General features: G+C 56.4%; 17 protein-coding genes. 4 read left to right on the top strand and 13 right to left on the bottom strand.

The window, feature by feature from the left end; genetic code table 11:
• Positions 1–212: 212 nt before the first annotated feature.
• The 6 genes from ACN080_RS04760 to ACN080_RS04785 form a co-directional block, all read right to left on the bottom strand.
• Positions 213–788, bottom strand: coding sequence for a hypothetical protein (locus tag ACN080_RS04760; protein WP_419113183.1), 576 nt, complete (start codon positions 786–788; stop codon positions 213–215).
• A gap of 2 nt (positions 789–790) precedes the next feature.
• Positions 791–2359 carry a hypothetical protein gene (locus ACN080_RS04765; RefSeq protein WP_419113184.1) on the bottom strand — a complete coding sequence of 523 codons (1569 nt, stop codon included), beginning with the start codon at positions 2357–2359 and terminating at the stop codon, positions 791–793.
• Positions 2360–2488: 129 nt separating this feature from the next.
• A complete protein-coding gene (locus ACN080_RS04770; protein WP_419104593.1) occupies positions 2489–2689 on the bottom strand; it encodes a helix-turn-helix transcriptional regulator in 201 nt (66 codons plus the stop codon).
• A 3-nt stretch (positions 2690–2692) separates the two neighbouring features.
• Positions 2693–3154: a hypothetical protein gene (locus ACN080_RS04775; RefSeq protein WP_419104594.1), complete on the bottom strand. Its 462-nt coding sequence runs from the start codon at positions 3152–3154 to the stop codon at positions 2693–2695.
• Between the two features lie 311 nt (positions 3155–3465).
• Positions 3466–3891, bottom strand: a complete 426-nt coding sequence (locus tag ACN080_RS04780; protein WP_419113185.1) for an HIT family protein — start codon at positions 3889–3891, stop codon at positions 3466–3468.
• A 10-nt stretch (positions 3892–3901) separates the two neighbouring features.
• A complete protein-coding gene (locus ACN080_RS04785) occupies positions 3902–4561 on the bottom strand; it encodes an MBL fold metallo-hydrolase (protein WP_419113186.1) in 660 nt (219 codons plus the stop codon).
• Between the two features lie 143 nt (positions 4562–4704).
• Between ACN080_RS04785 and ACN080_RS04790 the strand changes: the two genes are divergently transcribed.
• Positions 4705–5136: a Fur family transcriptional regulator gene (locus tag ACN080_RS04790; protein ID WP_419100531.1), complete on the top strand. Its 432-nt coding sequence runs from the start codon at positions 4705–4707 to the stop codon at positions 5134–5136.
• Between the two features lie 234 nt (positions 5137–5370).
• Here the strand turns inward: ACN080_RS04790 and ACN080_RS04795 are convergent, their stop codons facing one another.
• From ACN080_RS04795 to ACN080_RS04815, 5 genes are all read right to left on the bottom strand, one after another.
• Complete coding sequence (locus tag ACN080_RS04795) at positions 5371–6258, bottom strand: metal ABC transporter permease (RefSeq protein WP_419113187.1); 888 nt, start codon at positions 6256–6258, stop codon at positions 5371–5373.
• A complete protein-coding gene (locus tag ACN080_RS04800; protein ID WP_419110247.1) occupies positions 6255–7112 on the bottom strand; it encodes a metal ABC transporter ATP-binding protein in 858 nt (285 codons plus the stop codon). The genes ACN080_RS04795 and ACN080_RS04800 overlap by 4 nt, the downstream gene beginning before the upstream one ends.
• A gap of 5 nt (positions 7113–7117) precedes the next feature.
• Positions 7118–8116, bottom strand: a complete 999-nt coding sequence (locus tag ACN080_RS04805) for a metal ABC transporter solute-binding protein, Zn/Mn family (protein WP_419113188.1) — start codon at positions 8114–8116, stop codon at positions 7118–7120.
• A 179-nt stretch (positions 8117–8295) separates the two neighbouring features.
• On the bottom strand, positions 8296–9384 hold the full coding sequence (locus tag ACN080_RS04810; protein ID WP_419100535.1) for a hemolysin family protein: 1089 nt from the start codon (positions 9382–9384) through the stop codon (positions 8296–8298).
• Entirely contained in the window at positions 9381–10730 is a 1350-nt protein-coding gene (locus tag ACN080_RS04815; RefSeq protein WP_419100536.1) for a hemolysin family protein, read from the bottom strand. The genes ACN080_RS04810 and ACN080_RS04815 overlap by 4 nt, the downstream gene beginning before the upstream one ends.
• A 561-nt stretch (positions 10731–11291) precedes the next feature.
• Here ACN080_RS04815 and ACN080_RS04820 point away from each other — a divergent pair.
• From ACN080_RS04820 to ACN080_RS04830, 3 genes are all read left to right on the top strand, one after another.
• Complete coding sequence (locus ACN080_RS04820; protein WP_419113189.1) at positions 11292–15008, top strand: multifunctional oxoglutarate decarboxylase/oxoglutarate dehydrogenase thiamine pyrophosphate-binding subunit/dihydrolipoyllysine-residue succinyltransferase subunit; 3717 nt, start codon at positions 11292–11294, stop codon at positions 15006–15008.
• Between the two features lie 200 nt (positions 15009–15208).
• Positions 15209–15808, top strand: coding sequence for a GDSL-type esterase/lipase family protein (locus tag ACN080_RS04825; RefSeq protein WP_419100538.1), 600 nt, complete (start codon positions 15209–15211; stop codon positions 15806–15808).
• A 150-nt stretch (positions 15809–15958) separates the two neighbouring features.
• Positions 15959–16033: a 50S ribosomal protein bL37 gene (locus ACN080_RS04830; protein ID WP_377129465.1), complete on the top strand. Its 75-nt coding sequence runs from the start codon at positions 15959–15961 to the stop codon at positions 16031–16033.
• 61 nt (positions 16034–16094) lie between these two features.
• Here the strand turns inward: ACN080_RS04830 and rsrA are convergent, their stop codons facing one another.
• Positions 16095–16373: a mycothiol system anti-sigma-R factor gene (gene rsrA / locus ACN080_RS04835; RefSeq protein ID WP_419112092.1), complete on the bottom strand. Its 279-nt coding sequence runs from the start codon at positions 16371–16373 to the stop codon at positions 16095–16097.
• Between the two features lie 13 nt (positions 16374–16386).
• Entirely contained in the window at positions 16387–17001 is a 615-nt protein-coding gene (locus ACN080_RS04840; RefSeq protein ID WP_419100591.1) for a sigma-70 family RNA polymerase sigma factor, read from the bottom strand.
• Between the last annotated feature and the right edge of the window lie 84 nt (positions 17002–17085).

Raw genomic sequence — 17085 nt, forward strand, 5'->3', positions numbered from 1 at the left:
TCTTTTCTTCTCGTCGTAGTAGAAAGGTTGATCCCCACTCGCCTTAATAGTCCCATTACGAGCCAACATCCACTCATCAATGGTCTCCTGCAAAGACACCTTAGTGTAGTATTTGGAATCTTCCACTTTTTCTTCTTTCGCGCTACATGCTGAAACTAAAAGACAGAGCGGCAGTAGGACTGCCAGTAGTTTTTTATAGAACACCGTTCCCCCTATTTACTGCGGCCCAGAATAAAGTCTTTATGGGTAAATTCGTAGCGTGTACCGTGCTGCTTATAGACCCAATCGGGGTAGTCGGCGTTAAAGGTAATCTCAGAAGAAGTAATCATCCCAGCATTATCGGTTGTAATAAGAATTCCATTATGGTATGAAGTGCGTAATGGAGAGTTATAGCCCGTCCCATCAGCCGGATTCACCGGGTGCCCCTGCACAGCACCAAATTGACCGTCAGCAGAGGCCTCCGAAGATAGGGTAAAACTATTTTTAAAAGCGCGCGGGTCAAACCTACCGCTAGCGTATTCACCGGTGCGAGCAATGTTATCAGCATCAGCAAGTGTGCTATACATTTGTGGACTGCCCTGGTCATCCTTCCCCAGGTATTTAAAGGACATGGCGTCCGGGTCACCAAAATAGAATTTTGGCCACCCAGCGGCTCCAATATTGTAATAAGCCTCAATGGGTGAATTTACATTTTGTAGCGTAAAACCAGCGGTTGTAGAGCCATAAGAATGGTTCCACAAATAGATTTTACGGTTATCATCCCCGAACGAAAGATTATTGCCCAGCACATTCAAGGCATCAACCGCGTTAGCATTGCGCTCGGAAGCAATCTCGGCATCGTCAGTTGAAAGTACATCCAGCCCTTGGGGGGGGTTACATAGTTCAGGTTGATAACCACAGCATGGGTTGTTTTACTGCCCTCCGTTCCATAGACCTTGCCTTGATCCGTATAGATTCTTTGGCCCATCCCCGCCAAATCTCCATCGTTCGGATCAAGACTGGTCTTGGGGTGGTTAAGCATCCCAGGATTAAAAATAGTCACGACATCAGCCCGATCCAAAACACCGTACGCAATTGTAGTGAGTACATCGTCTGTCTCGACTTTGTCCTTTCGATGTTCTCGACCGAACCCGTCGTAGCGCACCGTCGTACCCATATTGGACAAATCAAGATTAATGAGGCTTCGAGGAGCGCCTTTCTGCTGGTCGTTTATAGTTGTTTGAATGAGCAGCAAGGTATCCTTGGCGTAATCAGATAAGAGCTCTGGGTGCTCTAGTTTCAGGTTCAGTAAAGTCATATTTGCCTGGTGCCGGTCAGAGTACCGTACGCCCTCAAGATTTCCCACGAAACCAGGCATCTGTGCAATCAAAGCAGCACGCTGTTCCTCCGATAAGCCATAAATATGAGAGCCGTCAAGATTCCACCAGTCCCGTGATGCCTGCGCATTACCAACACCATCATTAGACACATGCACAGGCAGGCCCGCTAATTCAGGGTACCGCCGGGCAAAATCAGCAATCTCAGCCGGCGATAGCAAAGCAATACTAGATAGGTACTCCTGCAAAGCTTCAGGGCTTTCAGCAGTTTTCTCCGACAGGAGCTTCAAATCACGAGCAGAAACCGGCGGGTTACCCCGAATCACATCGGGCGAAAGCTCAAACAATGAGCCTCCCGATGCAGTTCCCAAAGCAAAATTAGGCACCCCATGATTGGTATGCGCCAGGGCGAACATATCCCCCACCGGAGTCAGCTTATACTCAGCACCTAAGCCTTCCCCAGCAGTCTGATATTCACGTGCAAGACCACGAACAATCTCACGTTGCGCCTCCAAAACCTGCTGCGCATCCGATAGTTCAGTGGCGAACCCTGCAATACTTTTTTGGGTATCTTCCCTCTCTGACTTATCGTCTATGTGATTCAGGCTTACAGTCAATGCCGCCAATTTTATGGAACATTCCCTAACGCTGTCTTGCGCCGCAGTCGCTAGACGATGCGCTTCCTGAGCACGCCCTTTAATATCAATCAGAGTTTGCTCCCAACGCTGAGCTAACTGCGCCATGCGATCAAATTCTTTGTGAACCTGCCAAATAAAGTATTCTCCAAGAGACAGGGACTCGTTGAGATAGCGAACTTTATAGCCTTGCCCGGCAAGCTCCCCAGTGGCCCTAAAAGAAGAAAGCGCAACATTAAGTGCCTCTGCTTTGTTATCCCACATCGAGCGAATCGCGACCCAGTCAAAAGGACTTCCTGGGGCAGGGTCCCCAGTGTCAAAAAGTGACCAGTCCTGAGGGTAGCTACCAATGGATAGAGCAGACGGAGCAGCTTGTGATTGAGCAAAACTACTGAGTGTTGATCCCATGCCTCTTTAAACTCTTTCTTGATAACTTGCTATCGCTGCCGCCGCGGCTCCACCGCAACTCATAATTTACCTTAGGTTAACAACGCGCAAGGTAACAACTATGACAACATTGGGTTCCGGCAAGGCTCATTACCCTGCATGATGTGGAGTAAAAATGTCCTCGATTCTACAGCTAAAGGCGGCGGCTAGCTGGAAGGCTAGGGGCAGGGAAGGGTCAAAACGGCCCTTTTCGATGCTGATAATGGTCTGCCGGGAAACTCCCAGCCGGTCCGCTAGCTCCTGCTGGGAGTAGCCGCGGTCTGCCCGCAGTTCTTTGAGACGATTCTGCATAGGCTAAACGCCCCTGCGCTTATAGACCAAGTAGTTTGCCAGGAAGATGAGCATTGCTAAGACTGTGGTGGCAGTGAGCACTAGGGAGGCGGGCGCGTCCCAGCCGAAGGTTGAAAAGGCTCCGACACCCAGGCCCATGATGGCAATCATCCAGTAAAAGGTGTTTTCTGCCGCCTTGGCATACCAGTGACTTTCAACGCTGGCTTCTGGGTTACGGACCGCCCCTTTGAGGGTTGAACGGTCTACCAGGAGGGCCCAAATACCTGCTATTGCTACAGGCCATACAGGTAAGGAAACCACAGGAAGAGCCCAGCCCGGCAAGTCCTCCTGCCGGAAGCTCACAATGCCCCAGCCCACTAGCAAGGAAAGAGCCGCACCGCCAACAATACTGATGGTCAGCAGGGTTGCTTGCCCGCCACCATAGCGGGAGCTACCCCAGGTGCTTACTTTCTTTTTTGTTTCCATTTGAGACTCCTCATGTCAAAGGTGCTTTACATTTCTTTGTAAAACAGACTTTACACATCTCAGCATTTTTAAGTCAAGCACACTTTACACACAGGGAATAGAAAAGCCCCTCCCAGTACCCAGCTCTACAAGGCTAGGTATCGGGAGGGGCTTATCCACACGCTAGCTCACTAGCTCTACGGCTTTCGGGTCAACACCCTTAAACGCCAGCCCCGAGCCAGTTGACCCGAAAGCCGTAGAGCTAGAGCAATCTAGGTAGTACCTTGCTAAGGCCTTACTGCAACCCTCACAGCCACAATTACCTTGTACCCTTAGCTGGTGACAAACTCCCCGTAGCCCAGGTCGGTCAGGGCCGCGCGCAGCTTCTCAGCCGCCTCGTCCATAAGTGCGGGGTCAGGGTTACGGTTGGCCTGTTCAAAGGTAAACTCACTCTGGTCAAGAGCTGGCCACACGTGCAGGTGGGTATGAGGTACGTCGAAACCGGCAATCATCATGCCGACCCTAGTCGGGTCAAAGGCCTTTACCAAGCCGCGAGAAACCTTGTGAGCCACAGCGAAGAGGTGGGCGCTCAGTTGCTCGGGTAAGTCAACCCAGTGGTCAATCTCCAGGCGGGGAACCACCAGGGTATGCCCGTACTGGAAAGGCTCAATGGTAAAGAAAGCAAGGCAGTGCTCGTCTTCCCAGATGAGACGGCCGGGAATCTCGCGGTTAATAATCTTAGTAAAAATGGTGCTCATAGCCACTCCCCTAGTTATTCTCTACATCAACGGTGGTACCCGGTGCCAGGTACTCAAACTCTGTACCGTACTTCTTACCAAAGTTGGTTGCGTGCCCCACAATCATGTTCCTTCCCGTCTCTGCCAGCAGGGAGTCATGAATCTGATAAGCCTTCTGCGCCCTCACCGCAATAATAAAGTCGATGACTTCCTGGATTTTGTTCCAAGGGGCGTGAATGGGTACCAGCAGGGTTTTGACCTCGATACCGTCAGGGACCACAAAGGAATCGCCAGGGTGGAAGAGGTTATCATCAATCAGGTAGCCCACGTTATCGATAGTCGGCAGGAGCGGGTGAATAACCGCGTGGTTACCGCCAAAGGTTTTAATGTTAAAACCGGAGAGGGTCAGCTGTCCATCTGCTTCTACGGCCAGAGCCTGAGCCTGGGGTAGCTCTTTGAGGACCGCCTGAACCACAGCGGCAGGGGCGTGCAGGGTAGTCTGCGGGTTCTCTTTTAAGAAAGCCAGTACCCTACCCTCATCGAAGTGGTCGGGGTGTATATGGGTGATCAGAACATGATCAGCGCCATCTAGGGCCTGCTCAACTTCCGAGAAGTTGCCGGGATCCAGCACCAGCACGGCGCCGTCTTTTTCTAAACGAACGCAGGAGTGGGTGTATTTAGTAAGTTTCATACCTCCAACCCTAGTATCTCGGTCTAGCCGATACCAGTACCAGGGAGCACAGCGAGCAAGCGGCGACCTAAGCCCTGCCGGTTCGCTCTATCGTGTACAGTAAGGCAAAGAAAAACAGACCTGGACCCCACGAGGATGCTTTCATGGCGACCCAACCGGCATCGGCTACTACCAAACCTGTAGAAATTAGAAACACCAAACAGCGTCGCGCTGTAACCGCAACCCTTGAAACGCTTGAGGATTTCATCTCGGCGCAGGATCTGCACCAGCTCATGCTCTCACGCGGCGAGAAGGTTTCCCTGGCGACGATTTACCGTCTCTTGCAGTCCATGGTGAACGCCGGTGAGGTCGAAACCCTCAAAACCGAAGAGGGCGAAGCCATTTACCGCCAGTGCGGCCTTGAGCACCACCATCACCATATTCTCTGCCGGTCCTGCGGGGCGGCCCAGGAGTTTGAGATTCCCGAGCTTGAAGAGCTCGTTCACGCTATTGCCGGTCAGCACGGCTACACCCAGGTCAGCCACGTCATTGAGATTACGGGCCTCTGCGCTACCTGCGCAGCTGAGGGCCGGTAAGCGACCCAGCGGCCAGGCCACCAACTGGCTCGGGTCTGGCGTTCGGCGAGATTGGCAAGCGCATCCACAGCCCGGCTTAGCACCCGGTGTGCCAACTGGCTCGGGTCTGGCGTTCAGGGAGATTGGCAAGCGCATCCACAGCCCGGCTTAGCACCCGGTGTGCCAACTGGCTCGGGTCTGGCGTTCGGGGATGTTGGCACACCGGGTGCTAAGCGAACGTAATGGCTTATACGGCTATTTCTCCAGCCCAGGCTCACTGCGCTTGCGGCCCGATGCTGAGTAGCGCTGGCGTACTGCCCGAATACCGCGGCACATGACAAAGATAAGAAAAGACAGCGTGGTGACGTAGGGGCTGATAGGGAGTGAGCCGGCTAGTGCCAGCAGGATTCCGCCTACCATGGCGACCTCAGCAAAGAGTACCGATAGGATGAGCGCCCGCAGGGGTGAAGCTGTAACCTGAAGGGCTGAGGCAGCCGGGGTGATAAGCAGGGCTAGCACCAGGAGCGACCCCACCACCTGAACCGATAGCGCAGTGGCGATACCGAGCACCACCATAAAAGCGACAGAGAGCAAGCGTAGCGGCAGGCCTTTAGCCTGCGCAACCACCGGGTCCAATGAGGCAAACATCAGAGGCCGCCACATGAGCGCTAGAGCCGTAATGATAACTGCCCCACCAACTACCATAGAGGTAAGCTGGGCCGAATCAACCGCCACAATCTGACCGGTCAGCAGAGAGAACTTGTTGGCCGAGCGTCCCGAGTAGAGGGATAAGAAGAGAATACCCAGACCCAGCCCAAAGGGCATGAGCGCCCCAATGATGGAGTCGTTCTCATGCACCTTGGCACCCATCAGGGCAATTATGAGGGCCGAGAAGATCGACCCTATCAGCGAGCCGGTGACCACGTTGTAGCCCAGGAGCAAGAAGAGCGCCGCACCAGCGAAAGACATCTCAGCAATAGCGTGAACGGCAAAGGCATGGCGGCGGAGCATGACGAAGAGTCCAACGACCCCCCCAATAAGGCCCAAAACTGCACCGGCGATAATGGACTGGCTCAGGAGTTCTAGGAGCTCACCGTAGCGGTCAAAGACAAAAACTTTGCTCCAAAAGTCAGCTAGGCTCATCCTTGTTCTCCCCGGGTGGCAGGTAGGTGTAGAAGCGGATCATCTGTTTCTAGGGCGCAGTGGTCCTCGCGGTACTCCCCGCCCACCACCACATAGCGCCCCTTGGTGTGAATAACGGAGACGGGGGTTTGGTAGAGATCAGTGAGCACCTCTGAGCGCATGACCTGGGGTACTGTACCGACAGTAAAGCGTCCACCGGCTAGGTAGAGCACCCGATCCACATGATCGATGATGGGGTTGATTTCGTGGGTTACGAAGACCACGGTAGCCCCATTTTCACGGTTGTAACGGTGGATCAAATCCGAAACCGCATACTGGTGGTTAAGGTCAAGGGAGAGCAGGGCCTCATCTGCCAGGATAATAGCTGGGTCGTTGGCTAGGGCCTGGGCGATGCGTAGGCGTTGCTGTTCCCCGCCGGAGAGTAAACCCACCGGAACATTGGCGTAGTCTTGTGCGCCGACGGCTTCTAGCAGACTATCAACCTTGGCCCGGTAGTCCCGGTTTTTGAAGCGAAAGCCCCAGCGGTGTCCGTCCACCCCTAAACCTACAAAGTCCCGAGCGCGCAGAGGCAATTCGGTCCCCAAGGCTTTTTGTTGGGGGATGTAGCCTAGTGCCGGGTTCCCCAGACCCGCTGCAGCACCCAGGACGGCAATCTTACCTTGGCTAAGCTGGGTCAGGCCCAGAATAACCTTGATAAAGGTTGATTTACCTGAGCCGTTGGGGCCGAGTACCGCAAAGTATTCGCCGCGTTCTACAGAGAGGCTAAGGTCCTTCCAGAGGGTGCGGTGCCCAAAGGACAGCCCACCCCCGGTGATCTCTATAGCGGGGGCGAGCTGGGGGGAAGAATCTGACATAGCTCCTATGCAACTGCCTTTTCGAGGTTGTCGATATTCTGGTTCATCCACTCAATGTAGCCGGTGTTTTCGGGAAGGGTCTCGGTGAACGAGACGCTGGGTACATCTTTGTTTTGGGCGTAACTAAAGATTTCAGCAGTTTGTGCGGTCTGGGTTTGTTCGTTGAAGGCAAGCAGGTCAATCTTCCCGGCGCCGAGAAGATCTTTGGCTTCCTGCAGGGTCAGCGGGGCGATGTCGCTTTCACTGTCTACCGCCGCTGTTAGGTCTGCCGGGGTGGCATCCGTGAAACCTGCGTCTTGGAGTAAGTAGCCGGAGACGGGCTCAGTGGCAAGATAGGTGCGTTTCTTGCTGTCTACGGCTTTGAGGCGGGTGATGAGCTCATCCAGGCGGGTCGAGAAGTCACGCGCGGCGCTGCGGTAGGTATCGGCCTGGTCGGGATCGAGTTCCGCCAGGTCAGCTGCCACCTGGTCGGCAACCTTTTTCATGGTGTCCAGGTCATACCAGACATGCTCGTTGTAGGCGTGGTGGTCGTGGCCCTCATGATCGTGGCCCTCATGATCGTGACCCTCATGGTCATGATCCGTATCTGCCTCCCCGTGGTGCTCTTCTTGCATATGAGCCAGGTCATCTGCGCTAAAGAGCCCAGAAACTTCAACGGCATTGACGATCTTCTGGCCGGGGTTATCGTTTCCAGCCAGATCGGTTAGAAAGGCATCGTAGCCTCCCCCGTTAACAACTACTATATCCGCGTCCTTGACAGCCAGACGATCCTGGCTGGTTGCCTCGTAAGAGTGGGGATCTACAGCCGTTGAGGCGATCAGCGGGGTGGCTTCCACTCGTTCACCACCGATTTCTTTAACCAGGTCAGCATAAACATCGGTGGTAGCCACTACTTTGATTGCGCCTTGATCAGGTGCGGCACTGTTGGAGCTTTGCTGGCCGCAAGCCGAAAGGCCAAGCACCGAGAGCATCAACAGGGAGGTAGCGGGGAGGATTTTTTTCACGACATATCTTTCTAGCCAGGTTCAGGTTTTCGTTTTATTAGCCTACCCCCTTTTGCGAACCGTTCGCAAATAATATCAATGTGCTTCCTCCCACCGACCAAACAGAGAACCGCCGCCCCTCCCCTAGACGGGAGGGGCGGCGGTTGACTCAATAACCCTGTAGGATGTCGGGGCTTGCCTTAGGGCTCAGAGGTAAAGCGGGCTGCGGCCTCCTGGCGGCGTCGCACATGCTCCTGGGTGGTGTCCTTAATTTCACCCACCAGCTCCTCCAAAATATCTTCCAGGAAGAGCACGCCCACGCTCTGACCCTTACCATCGACCACGTGCGAAACGTGGGCGCGGTTGCGTTGCATGACTGCGAGCGCGTCATCAATCTCAGTTTCGGGTTTGACAACAGACATCTGGCGGAGCTTGCCCCAGGCAATGGGCTGGTCCATTCGCTCAGCCTCGTAGACCAGAGCGTCTTTAATGTGCAGGTAGCCCATGTAGGTCCCGCCTTCACGGTCTTCCATGACGAAGCGGGAGTAGCCGGTATGGGCCACCGCCTTTTCTAATTCCGCCGGAGTGCAGGGAAAGACCATGGTGATGAGCTTGTCACCGGGCACCATAATGTCAGCTACCGTTTTTGTACTGAATTCCAGTGCCCCTGAGAGTACTCCTGAGCCGTCATCGACGGTGCCTTCAGCCGTGGACTGGGCCACGATGTTCTGTAGCTCATCCAGGGTAAAGGTGGAGGCGACTTCGGCTTTAGGCTCCACTTTCATCAGCCGCAGCGTGTGGTCGGCAATCCAGTTGAGCAGACTGACGATTGGTTTGAGCAGTCGGGAGATCGTAACCAGCGGCGGAGCGATCCACAGGGCTACGCCCCGAGCCGCCAGAGAGACTGCCATATTCTTGGGCACCATTTCACCTAGAATAACGTGTAGGTAGGTGACCAGGATCAGGGCGAAGGCAAAGCCCACGGCGCTGGCTACGGAGTAGGGAATGCCCCAGCTTTCCAGGGGTGCCGATACCAGGTGGTGCAGGGCAGGTTCCGATACGTTCAGAATCAGCAGAGAGCAGATAGTGATGCCCAGCTGGCAGGTAGCCAGCATGAGCGAAACGTTCTCCAGGGCGTACAAGACCGTGATAGCTCGCTTATTGCCGGTTTCGGCCAGAGGCTCCACCTGCGAACGGCGGGTAGACATAACCGCAAACTCACCGGCCACGAAGAAAGCATTACCGGCCAGCAAAACAAACAGAAGCGAGATAGCGACCCAGTCACTCATCGGCGGGCCTCCTTAGCGGTAGCGGGCTGAACCTCAGGGGTGGCGGGGGTATCGTGCACATAGCGGATTCGGTCCACGCGGCGCTGTTCCATCTTCTCTACCCGCAGGTATCCGCCCTCAAGGGGCACCACGTCCCCGGTCTCAGGAACCCTGCCCAGGCGGTCCATCATAAAGCCACCCATGGTTTCGTAGGCGGGGTCGTCCTCGATTTCAAGGACCTGGATGTAGTCGTTGACCTCATCGGGGCGCAGAAGGCCGGGGAAGATGTAATCGCCGTTGCCTACGCGCAGGGGGCGTTCGTCCGGGGAATGGACGTCATGCTCATCGGAGACTTCGCCCACAATTTCTTCGACCAGGTCTTCCAAGGTGGTGATACCGGCGGTTCCGCCGTATTCATCGAGCACCACGGCCAGTTGAAGAGCGCCTTCGCGAAGCTGAATCAGCAGGGAGTCGAGGTGCACGGTTTCGGGCACCTGAAGCACATCTTCCATGAGAATACCGGCCTCAAGGGTTTCTCGCTTATCTAGGGGTAGGCCGACGGCTTTCTTGACGTGGACAACACCCACGATGTTGTCCTGATCTTCACGGTAGAGGGGGAAACGGGAGTGCCCGGTGGTACGAGCTAGCTCGATAACGTCGCTGACCGGGGAGGTGTCTTCGAGCATGATGACCTTGCGGCGAGGGGTCATGACGTCGGCGGCGGTCAGCTCCGCAAAGGAAAGAGTGCGGTCAAGGAAGCGCGCGGTGTCTGAGTCCAGGGTACCCAGGTCAGCGGAGCGGCGGACCATAGAGGATAACTCCTCGGGCGAGCGCGCGGCAGACAGTTCTTCCTTGGCTTCCATGCCGAAGCGGTGCAGAATCCAGTTGGCGGATCCGTTGGCGGTTCGGACGATGGGGCCCATGACCTTGGTAAACAGCAGCTGGAGCGGTGCCAGGGAACGGGCGACCCGGTAGGGTTCAGCAATTGCCAGATTCTTAGGGACCAGCTCACCAATGATCATGGAGAGCAGGGTGGCTATACCCATAGAGAAAATGAGGGTCAGGGCTGAAGCGACGCCGGTGCTCAGCCCCCAGGAGGCAATGGTGTCACCAGCCAGAGCGTTAATACTGCTATCGAGTGTGTAGCCGGTAAGCAGGGTGGTGATAGTGATACCTAGCTGGCAGCTTGAGAGCTGGGTGGAGAGGGATTTGAGACAAGACATGACTTGCCTGCCCCGCTTGTCCCCTCGGTCAATCTCTTGCTGGACCTTGGACTGGTCGAGAGCTACCAGAGAGAACTCCACGGCCACGAAGAAGCCGGTCCCCAGAATAAGGAGGAAGCCAACTATGAGCAGGAGCCATTCCATTTAGCTATTCACCGCCCCGTTAGCAAAGGTTGGCACTAGGGCAAGAACGGGAGCGTCATGTCGATATATTACGGGGCTCTTGCCCAGGTGTATGTTAGAAAGCTGCTGAGTGCAGCGACAACTAGAAGGGTCTTCCATAGTCGCCCATTCTAGCGAAAACTCAAGAGAGGCGCGCGGTTGCTTTCACCGGGTGCGAAATTGTAAGGGGCAGCTGTCTCATTCTTTAGAAAGAAGCATAGGGCACTGGCCCATCACATGAACCAACATAGTCCCACACAAGACCATCTATTGACGCATGTTCCCCGTGGCTTAATGTCGCTTTATCAGCTAAGTACACAGCCCTAGCCAGTGGGGTATGAGCTTTACCCCCACCAGAGGTTGACCCTTTACTGGCTCTTTGCCCGGTGGGGCGTGTTGGACGTATGCCCTGAACACTCCTAAACTAGACAAAGATATGCAATACATCACGCGCCCAAGGGTGTGCGCGATGAATCATTCAGCCCGGCGCCCAAGAACCTTGCGGTGCCCAATGACCATACGAGATGGAAGAGGCGTTAGACAGTGCCAAACCAGCCAGAACATACTGTGCCTGAAGAATTTGCGGGCAACGAGTGGCTCGTTGAAGAACTCTTTGAGAAGTTTGAGGCAGACCGCAGTGCGGTCGATCAGAAGTGGTGGCCCCTCTTCGAACAGTGGGTAGGCAAAGGTGCCCCCACAGCTAATGCAACTCCCGCCAAGGCACCGGTCACCCAGCAGGCAACTTCGCCCCAGCGCTCTACTCAACAACCTGCGGCTCCCCAGCCCGCCGCGACTAGTCCTGCGCCCGCTGTTTCATCACCCCAGGTAACCACCCCAGCTCCTCAGAAAGAAGAACCTGTGAGCACTGCACCCGAAGAAGACCAGATTGTCACCCTCCGTGGCCCTGCCAAAGCAGTTGCCGCCAACATGGATCAGTCTCTGAGCGTTCCCACCGCCACCACCGTGCGCGCGGTACCCGCTAAGCTGCTTATCGATAACCGCACAGAGATTAACAGCTACCTGGCTCGCACTCGCGGCGGTAAGGTCTCCTTCACTCACATCATTGGCTACGCCATCATTCGCGCACTGGCAAACTTCCCCTCCATGAACGTGAGCTACGGTGAGGACGCCAAGGGTAAGCCCGCCGCTATTCAGCACGCCCACGTCAATTTTGGTCTGGCTATCGATCTACCTCGCCCTGACGGCTCCCGCAACCTGGTAGTGCCTAATATCAAGGGTGCAGAGTCGCTGTCGTTCTCCGAGTTCTGGCATGCCTACAACGACATCGTTCAGCGCGGCCGCGAAGGCAAGCTCGGTGTAGAGGATTTCCAGGGAACCACCGTCTCACTGACCAACCCCGGCGGCATCGGGACCGTTCACTCCGTGCCGCGCCTCTCCAAGGGGCAGGCTGCTATTATCGGTGCCGGTGCCCTTGACTACCCGGCCGAGTACCGTGGCACCTCCGATAAGGTCATTGCCCGCAACGGTGTCTCCAAGATCCTGACCCTGACCTCCACCTATGACCACCGCGTTATCCAGGGTGCCGGTTCTGGTGAGTTCCTCAAGCTGGTGGAGCACTACCTGTTAGGTGGTGACAACTTCTACGACCAGATTTTTGAGGACCTGCGCATCCCCTTTGAGCCCGTCCGCTGGGCCCGCGATAACCAGGTTAACCCCGAGGCTGAGGTCTCCAAGGTCGCGCGCATTCAGCAGCTCATTCACGCTTTCCGTGTACGCGGTCATCTGATTGCCCAGACCAACCCCATCGGCTACCAGATGCTCTCCCATCCGGACCTGCAGCTGGAAAACTACGGGCTAACCCTCTGGGATCTTGACCGCCACTGGCCCACCGGCGGGTTTGGCGACAAGGAGTCCTTGCCCCTGCGCACCATTCTGGAACTCCTGCGCGAAGCCTACACCCGTACCCTGGGCGTGGAATACATGCACATTGAGAACCCCCAAGAGCGCCAGTGGTTCCAGGACCGCCTCGAACACGGCTACACTAAGCCTTCCCGTGACGAACAGTTCCGCGTCCTGGGTACTCTGAACGCCGCTGAGGCTTTTGAAACCTTCTTGCAGACCAAGTACCTGGGCCAGAAGCGCTTCTCCCTAGAGGGCGGCGAGTCGCTGATTCCGCTCCTGGACTCGGTCATTTCCGAAGCTGCCGACGCCGGACTTTCGGGCGTTGGCATCGGCATGGCCCACCGTGGCCGCCTGAACGTACTGACCAACATTGCCGGCAAGTCCTACGCACAGATTTTCCGTGAATTTGAGGGCCAGCTTGACCCGCGCCTCACCGGCGGTTCTGGTGACGTCAAATACCACCTGGGTACCGAGGGTGTCTTCACTTCCCACAACGGCAACCAGACCCAGGTCTACCTGGCCGCTAACCCCTCTCACCTTGAAGCGGTCAACACCGTGCTTGAGGGAATCGTCCGCGCTAAGCAGGACACCCTCGCTGACCAGGGCATCATCAACTACCCGGTCCTGCCCATTCTGGTTCACGGCGATGCCGCCTTTGCTGGCCAGGGCATCGTTATGGAAACCCTGCAGATGTCCAAGCTGGAGGGTTACACCACCGGCGGTACCGTTCACATTGTGGTCAATAATCAGGTTGGCTTCACCACTACTCCGCGCGATGGTCGTACCGCTACCTACTCCACCGACGTTGCCCGCATGATTCAGGCACCTATCCTGCATGTCAACGCCGATGACCCCGAGGCCGTTGTACGCGCGGGCTCTATCGCTTTTGCCTACCGCCAGGCCTTTAACAAGGACGTCGTTATCGACCTGGTCTGCTACCGCCGTCGCGGCCACAACGAGGCCGATGATCCCTCAATGACTCAGCCCAAGATGTACCAGCAGATTGAGGAGCTCCCCTCAACCCGCAAGATTTACACCGAGGCGCTGGTAGGTCGTGGCGACATCACCCAGGATGAAGCCGAGCGCGCGCTCAAGGACTATCAGAGCCGCCTGGAGCAGATCTTCACTGAGACTCACGAGGCTCAGTCATCCTCTGCTCCCCTGGTCACTGCCGATGCAGCAGCAGTTTCGAACATTGAGCGCCCTGCCGCCCAGCAGAATGAGGACTCCGTTCGTGTTGCCGGTGAAACCGCTATCTCGCCCGAGACCCTGGCCCGTATTGGCCAGGCCTTTGCAGAGGTTCCCCAAGGCTTCACCGTTCACAAGAAGCTCAAGAAGCTCCTGGATCAGCGTGTGAAAATGTCCACCGAGGGCGAGATTAACTGGGGCTTTGGCGAACTTGCTGCCTTTGCCTCCCTGCTCCTTGAAGGCCGCAATGTCCGCCTCACCGGCCAGGATGTCCAGCGTGGCACCTTCGTCCAGCGTCACTCGGTTCTACACGACTCAAGGACCGACCAAGAGTGGAACCCGCTGGCACACCTCTCCGAGAACCAGGGCAAGTACGCTATCTACAACTCCCTGCTCTCTGAGTACGGTGTCATGGGCTTTGAATACGGCTACTCCGTGGAAAGCCCCGATTCCCTGGTGCTCTGGGAGGCTCAGTTCGGTGACTTCGCCAACGGCGCCCAGACCATTGTGGACGAGTTCATCTCTTCCGCTGAGCAGAAGTGGGCTCAGCGTTCCTCGCTGGTTCTGCTCCTGCCCCACGGCTTTGAGGGCCAGGGCCCGGACCACTCATCAGCCCGTATGGAGCGCTACCTGCAGCTGTGCGCTGAGAACAATATGACTGTTGCGGTTCCCTCTACCCCGGCATCCTACTTCCACCTGCTACGCCGCCAGGCGCACTCACGCCCCCACAAGCCGATGATTGTGATTACCCCCAAGCAGCTCCTGCGTCTGAAGGCTGCAGCTTCGTCGGTAGAGGACTTCACCACCGGTAGCTTCAAGCCCGTGATTGAGGATCAGGCCAATCTGAGCCCGGCCGAGGTCACCCGCCTGGTCTTTGTCTCCGGCCGCCTCTACTACGACCTCGAGGCTGAGCGAGCTAAGCGCAATGACAGGACCACCGCGCTGGTGCGCGTAGAGCAGCTCTACCCGCTCCCTGCCCAGGAGATTAAGGAACAGATTGCGGCCTACCCCAATGCCGAGGTCATCTGGGCTCAGGACGAACCTGCCAACCAGGGCCAGTGGCCCTTCATGGCGGTCAACCTGCTCCCCCAGATTGGCTACAAGATGGCTCTGGTCTCCCGCCCAGCCGCTGCCTCGCCTGCTGCGGGTACCGGCAAGCGCCACCAGCGTGAGCTCGATAACCTCATTTCCGAGGTGTTTGACCGCTAACTCTCTTAGCCCCTGGCTCACCAAGCAGGTGCTCCACCGTTTTTGTCAGTGGGGCACCTGTTTTTAGTCCCGGCTGACTGAAAAACAGGCGCTACCGGCCTTGCGAGCGTGCGTTGGCTGGCTCCCAGGGTTTAGACTAAGAAAGAATAAGACAACCGTTGCTGTGGGGCACTTACCCCACGGCCTAGAGAAAGAAGCACGTGGATCAGCGAAAAATTCGGCTTGTAGCCGTTGGCGATGAACTGCTCGCAGGCGTTGGGGACCCCCGCACCCTGGGGTGGTTTGGTCGCGTTATGGCACGCACCCCCCAGAACTCAGCCTCCATCTCGGCCTATAACTTGGCCGCCCCCGGTGAAGGCAGTGAACAGCTCAACTCACGCTGGTTTGAAGAAGCCAGCCGCCGTTTTGCCCAGGGTCACGATAACCGCCTGGTGATCGCACCCTCCACTTTTGACATTGACCTGGGTATCACCAGCGCACGTTCACGCCTGAACCTAGCGAACATGGTTGATATGGCTTCTCAGAACAATGTCAAGGTTCTTGTAGTTGGCCCTCCCCCCACCCTGGACTCCGAACGCAACCGCAAGATTGCTGACCTCTCCGCAGCTTACGCCGATGTGGTTACCCGCCGTAACCACGTCTACGTTGATACCTTCAACCCGCTCCTTCACCACGAGCAGTGGCGCAACGACCTTGCCGCTAACGACGGCCGCCCGGGCCAGTCCGGATACGGCTTGATTGCCTGGCTGGTTCTTCACCGCGGCTGGTACAACTGGCTCCAGATTTCTGAGCCGGTCTAAGCCAACAAACTGGCGTGATATTCAAAGCAGTATTGTGCAATCAGGGCTAAGGTATGCCAAAATGGTGAGAAGTGCCTGTTAACGGGTGCTATCGACCATTTTGTGCTCCGTTATCCTGGCGGGCACTCCACCTTGATCAAGGAGGCTCATATGAGCAAGCGCGGTCGCAAGCGTAAGGATCGCCGTAAGGGTGGCGCTAACCACGGTAAGCGCCCCAATTCATAAGGCAATCACCAAGGGCCCTCACTCTTCACAGAGTGAGGGCCCTTTCGTATGTCTGACGCACCTAGGCCTCGGTATGGGCCTGGCTGTGCAGGGTGTCGATGCAGTCCCGGATACGGCTCTTGAGATCCTGGGGCGCCCTTTCGGTGCAGGTTCTTCGCACCGCCTGCCGGATAATACATTCGAGGTCGTATTCCTGAGCACAATATTTGCACTCGGCCAGGTGGGCTTGGAGCTCTTCGAGATCCTGGCAACTCAGTGGGTCATCCAGGTAGTCGTAAATTCTGGTGAGTCGTTCCTGGCAGGGGTTGGGGGCGCCGTCTGCGCCGTGTGCCGTGGGCATGATGGCTCCTTTCTTAAACCGAGGTCTTGATGCCGCGTTCAGCTGCATAGTCTGTAAGTTTGTCACGTAAAAGTTTGCGCCCACGGTGCAGGCGGGACATGACGGTGCCGATAGGGGTATCCATAATCTCGGAGATTTCTTTGTAGGAAAAACCCTCAACATCTGAGTAGTAGACCGCCATGCGGAAGTCCTCCGGGATTGCTTGGAGGGCTTCTTTGACGTCGCTGTCGGGAAGACGGGCCAGGGCCTCTGATTCGGCGGAGGGCAGGCCACGTGAGTCGTGGGCACCTGCCTGCGCCAGTTGCCAGTCCTCTACCGTATCGGTGTTGGCCTGGTAGGGTTCCCGCTGACGCTTGCGGTAGACATTGATGTAGGTGTTGGTCAGAATCCGGTAAAGCCAGGCTTTGAGGTTGGTGCCGGGCTTGTACTGGTGGAATGCAGCAAAAGCTTTCATGTAGGCTTCCTGCACCAGGTCCTCGGCGTCCTGAGGGTTGCGGGCCATGCGCAGAGCCGCCGCGTAGAGCTGGTCCACGTACTGGAGGGCTTCGCCTTCAAACCTGGCTTTTTGCTCAGCATTCAGCTCGGGGCCTTCCTTCTGGCTTTGCCCGGTGTCTCCTGCGGTTTCCATGGAGCCTGTGGTGGTCATGTCCCTCCCGTATCTGGGGTCTTATCGTCCTACTCTACCTGCCAGTAGCGGGTAACAGTACCCTGG

The organism is Rothia sp. CCM 9416 (assembly GCF_048513535.1).
Classification (GTDB): domain Bacteria; phylum Actinomycetota; class Actinomycetes; order Actinomycetales; family Micrococcaceae; genus Rothia.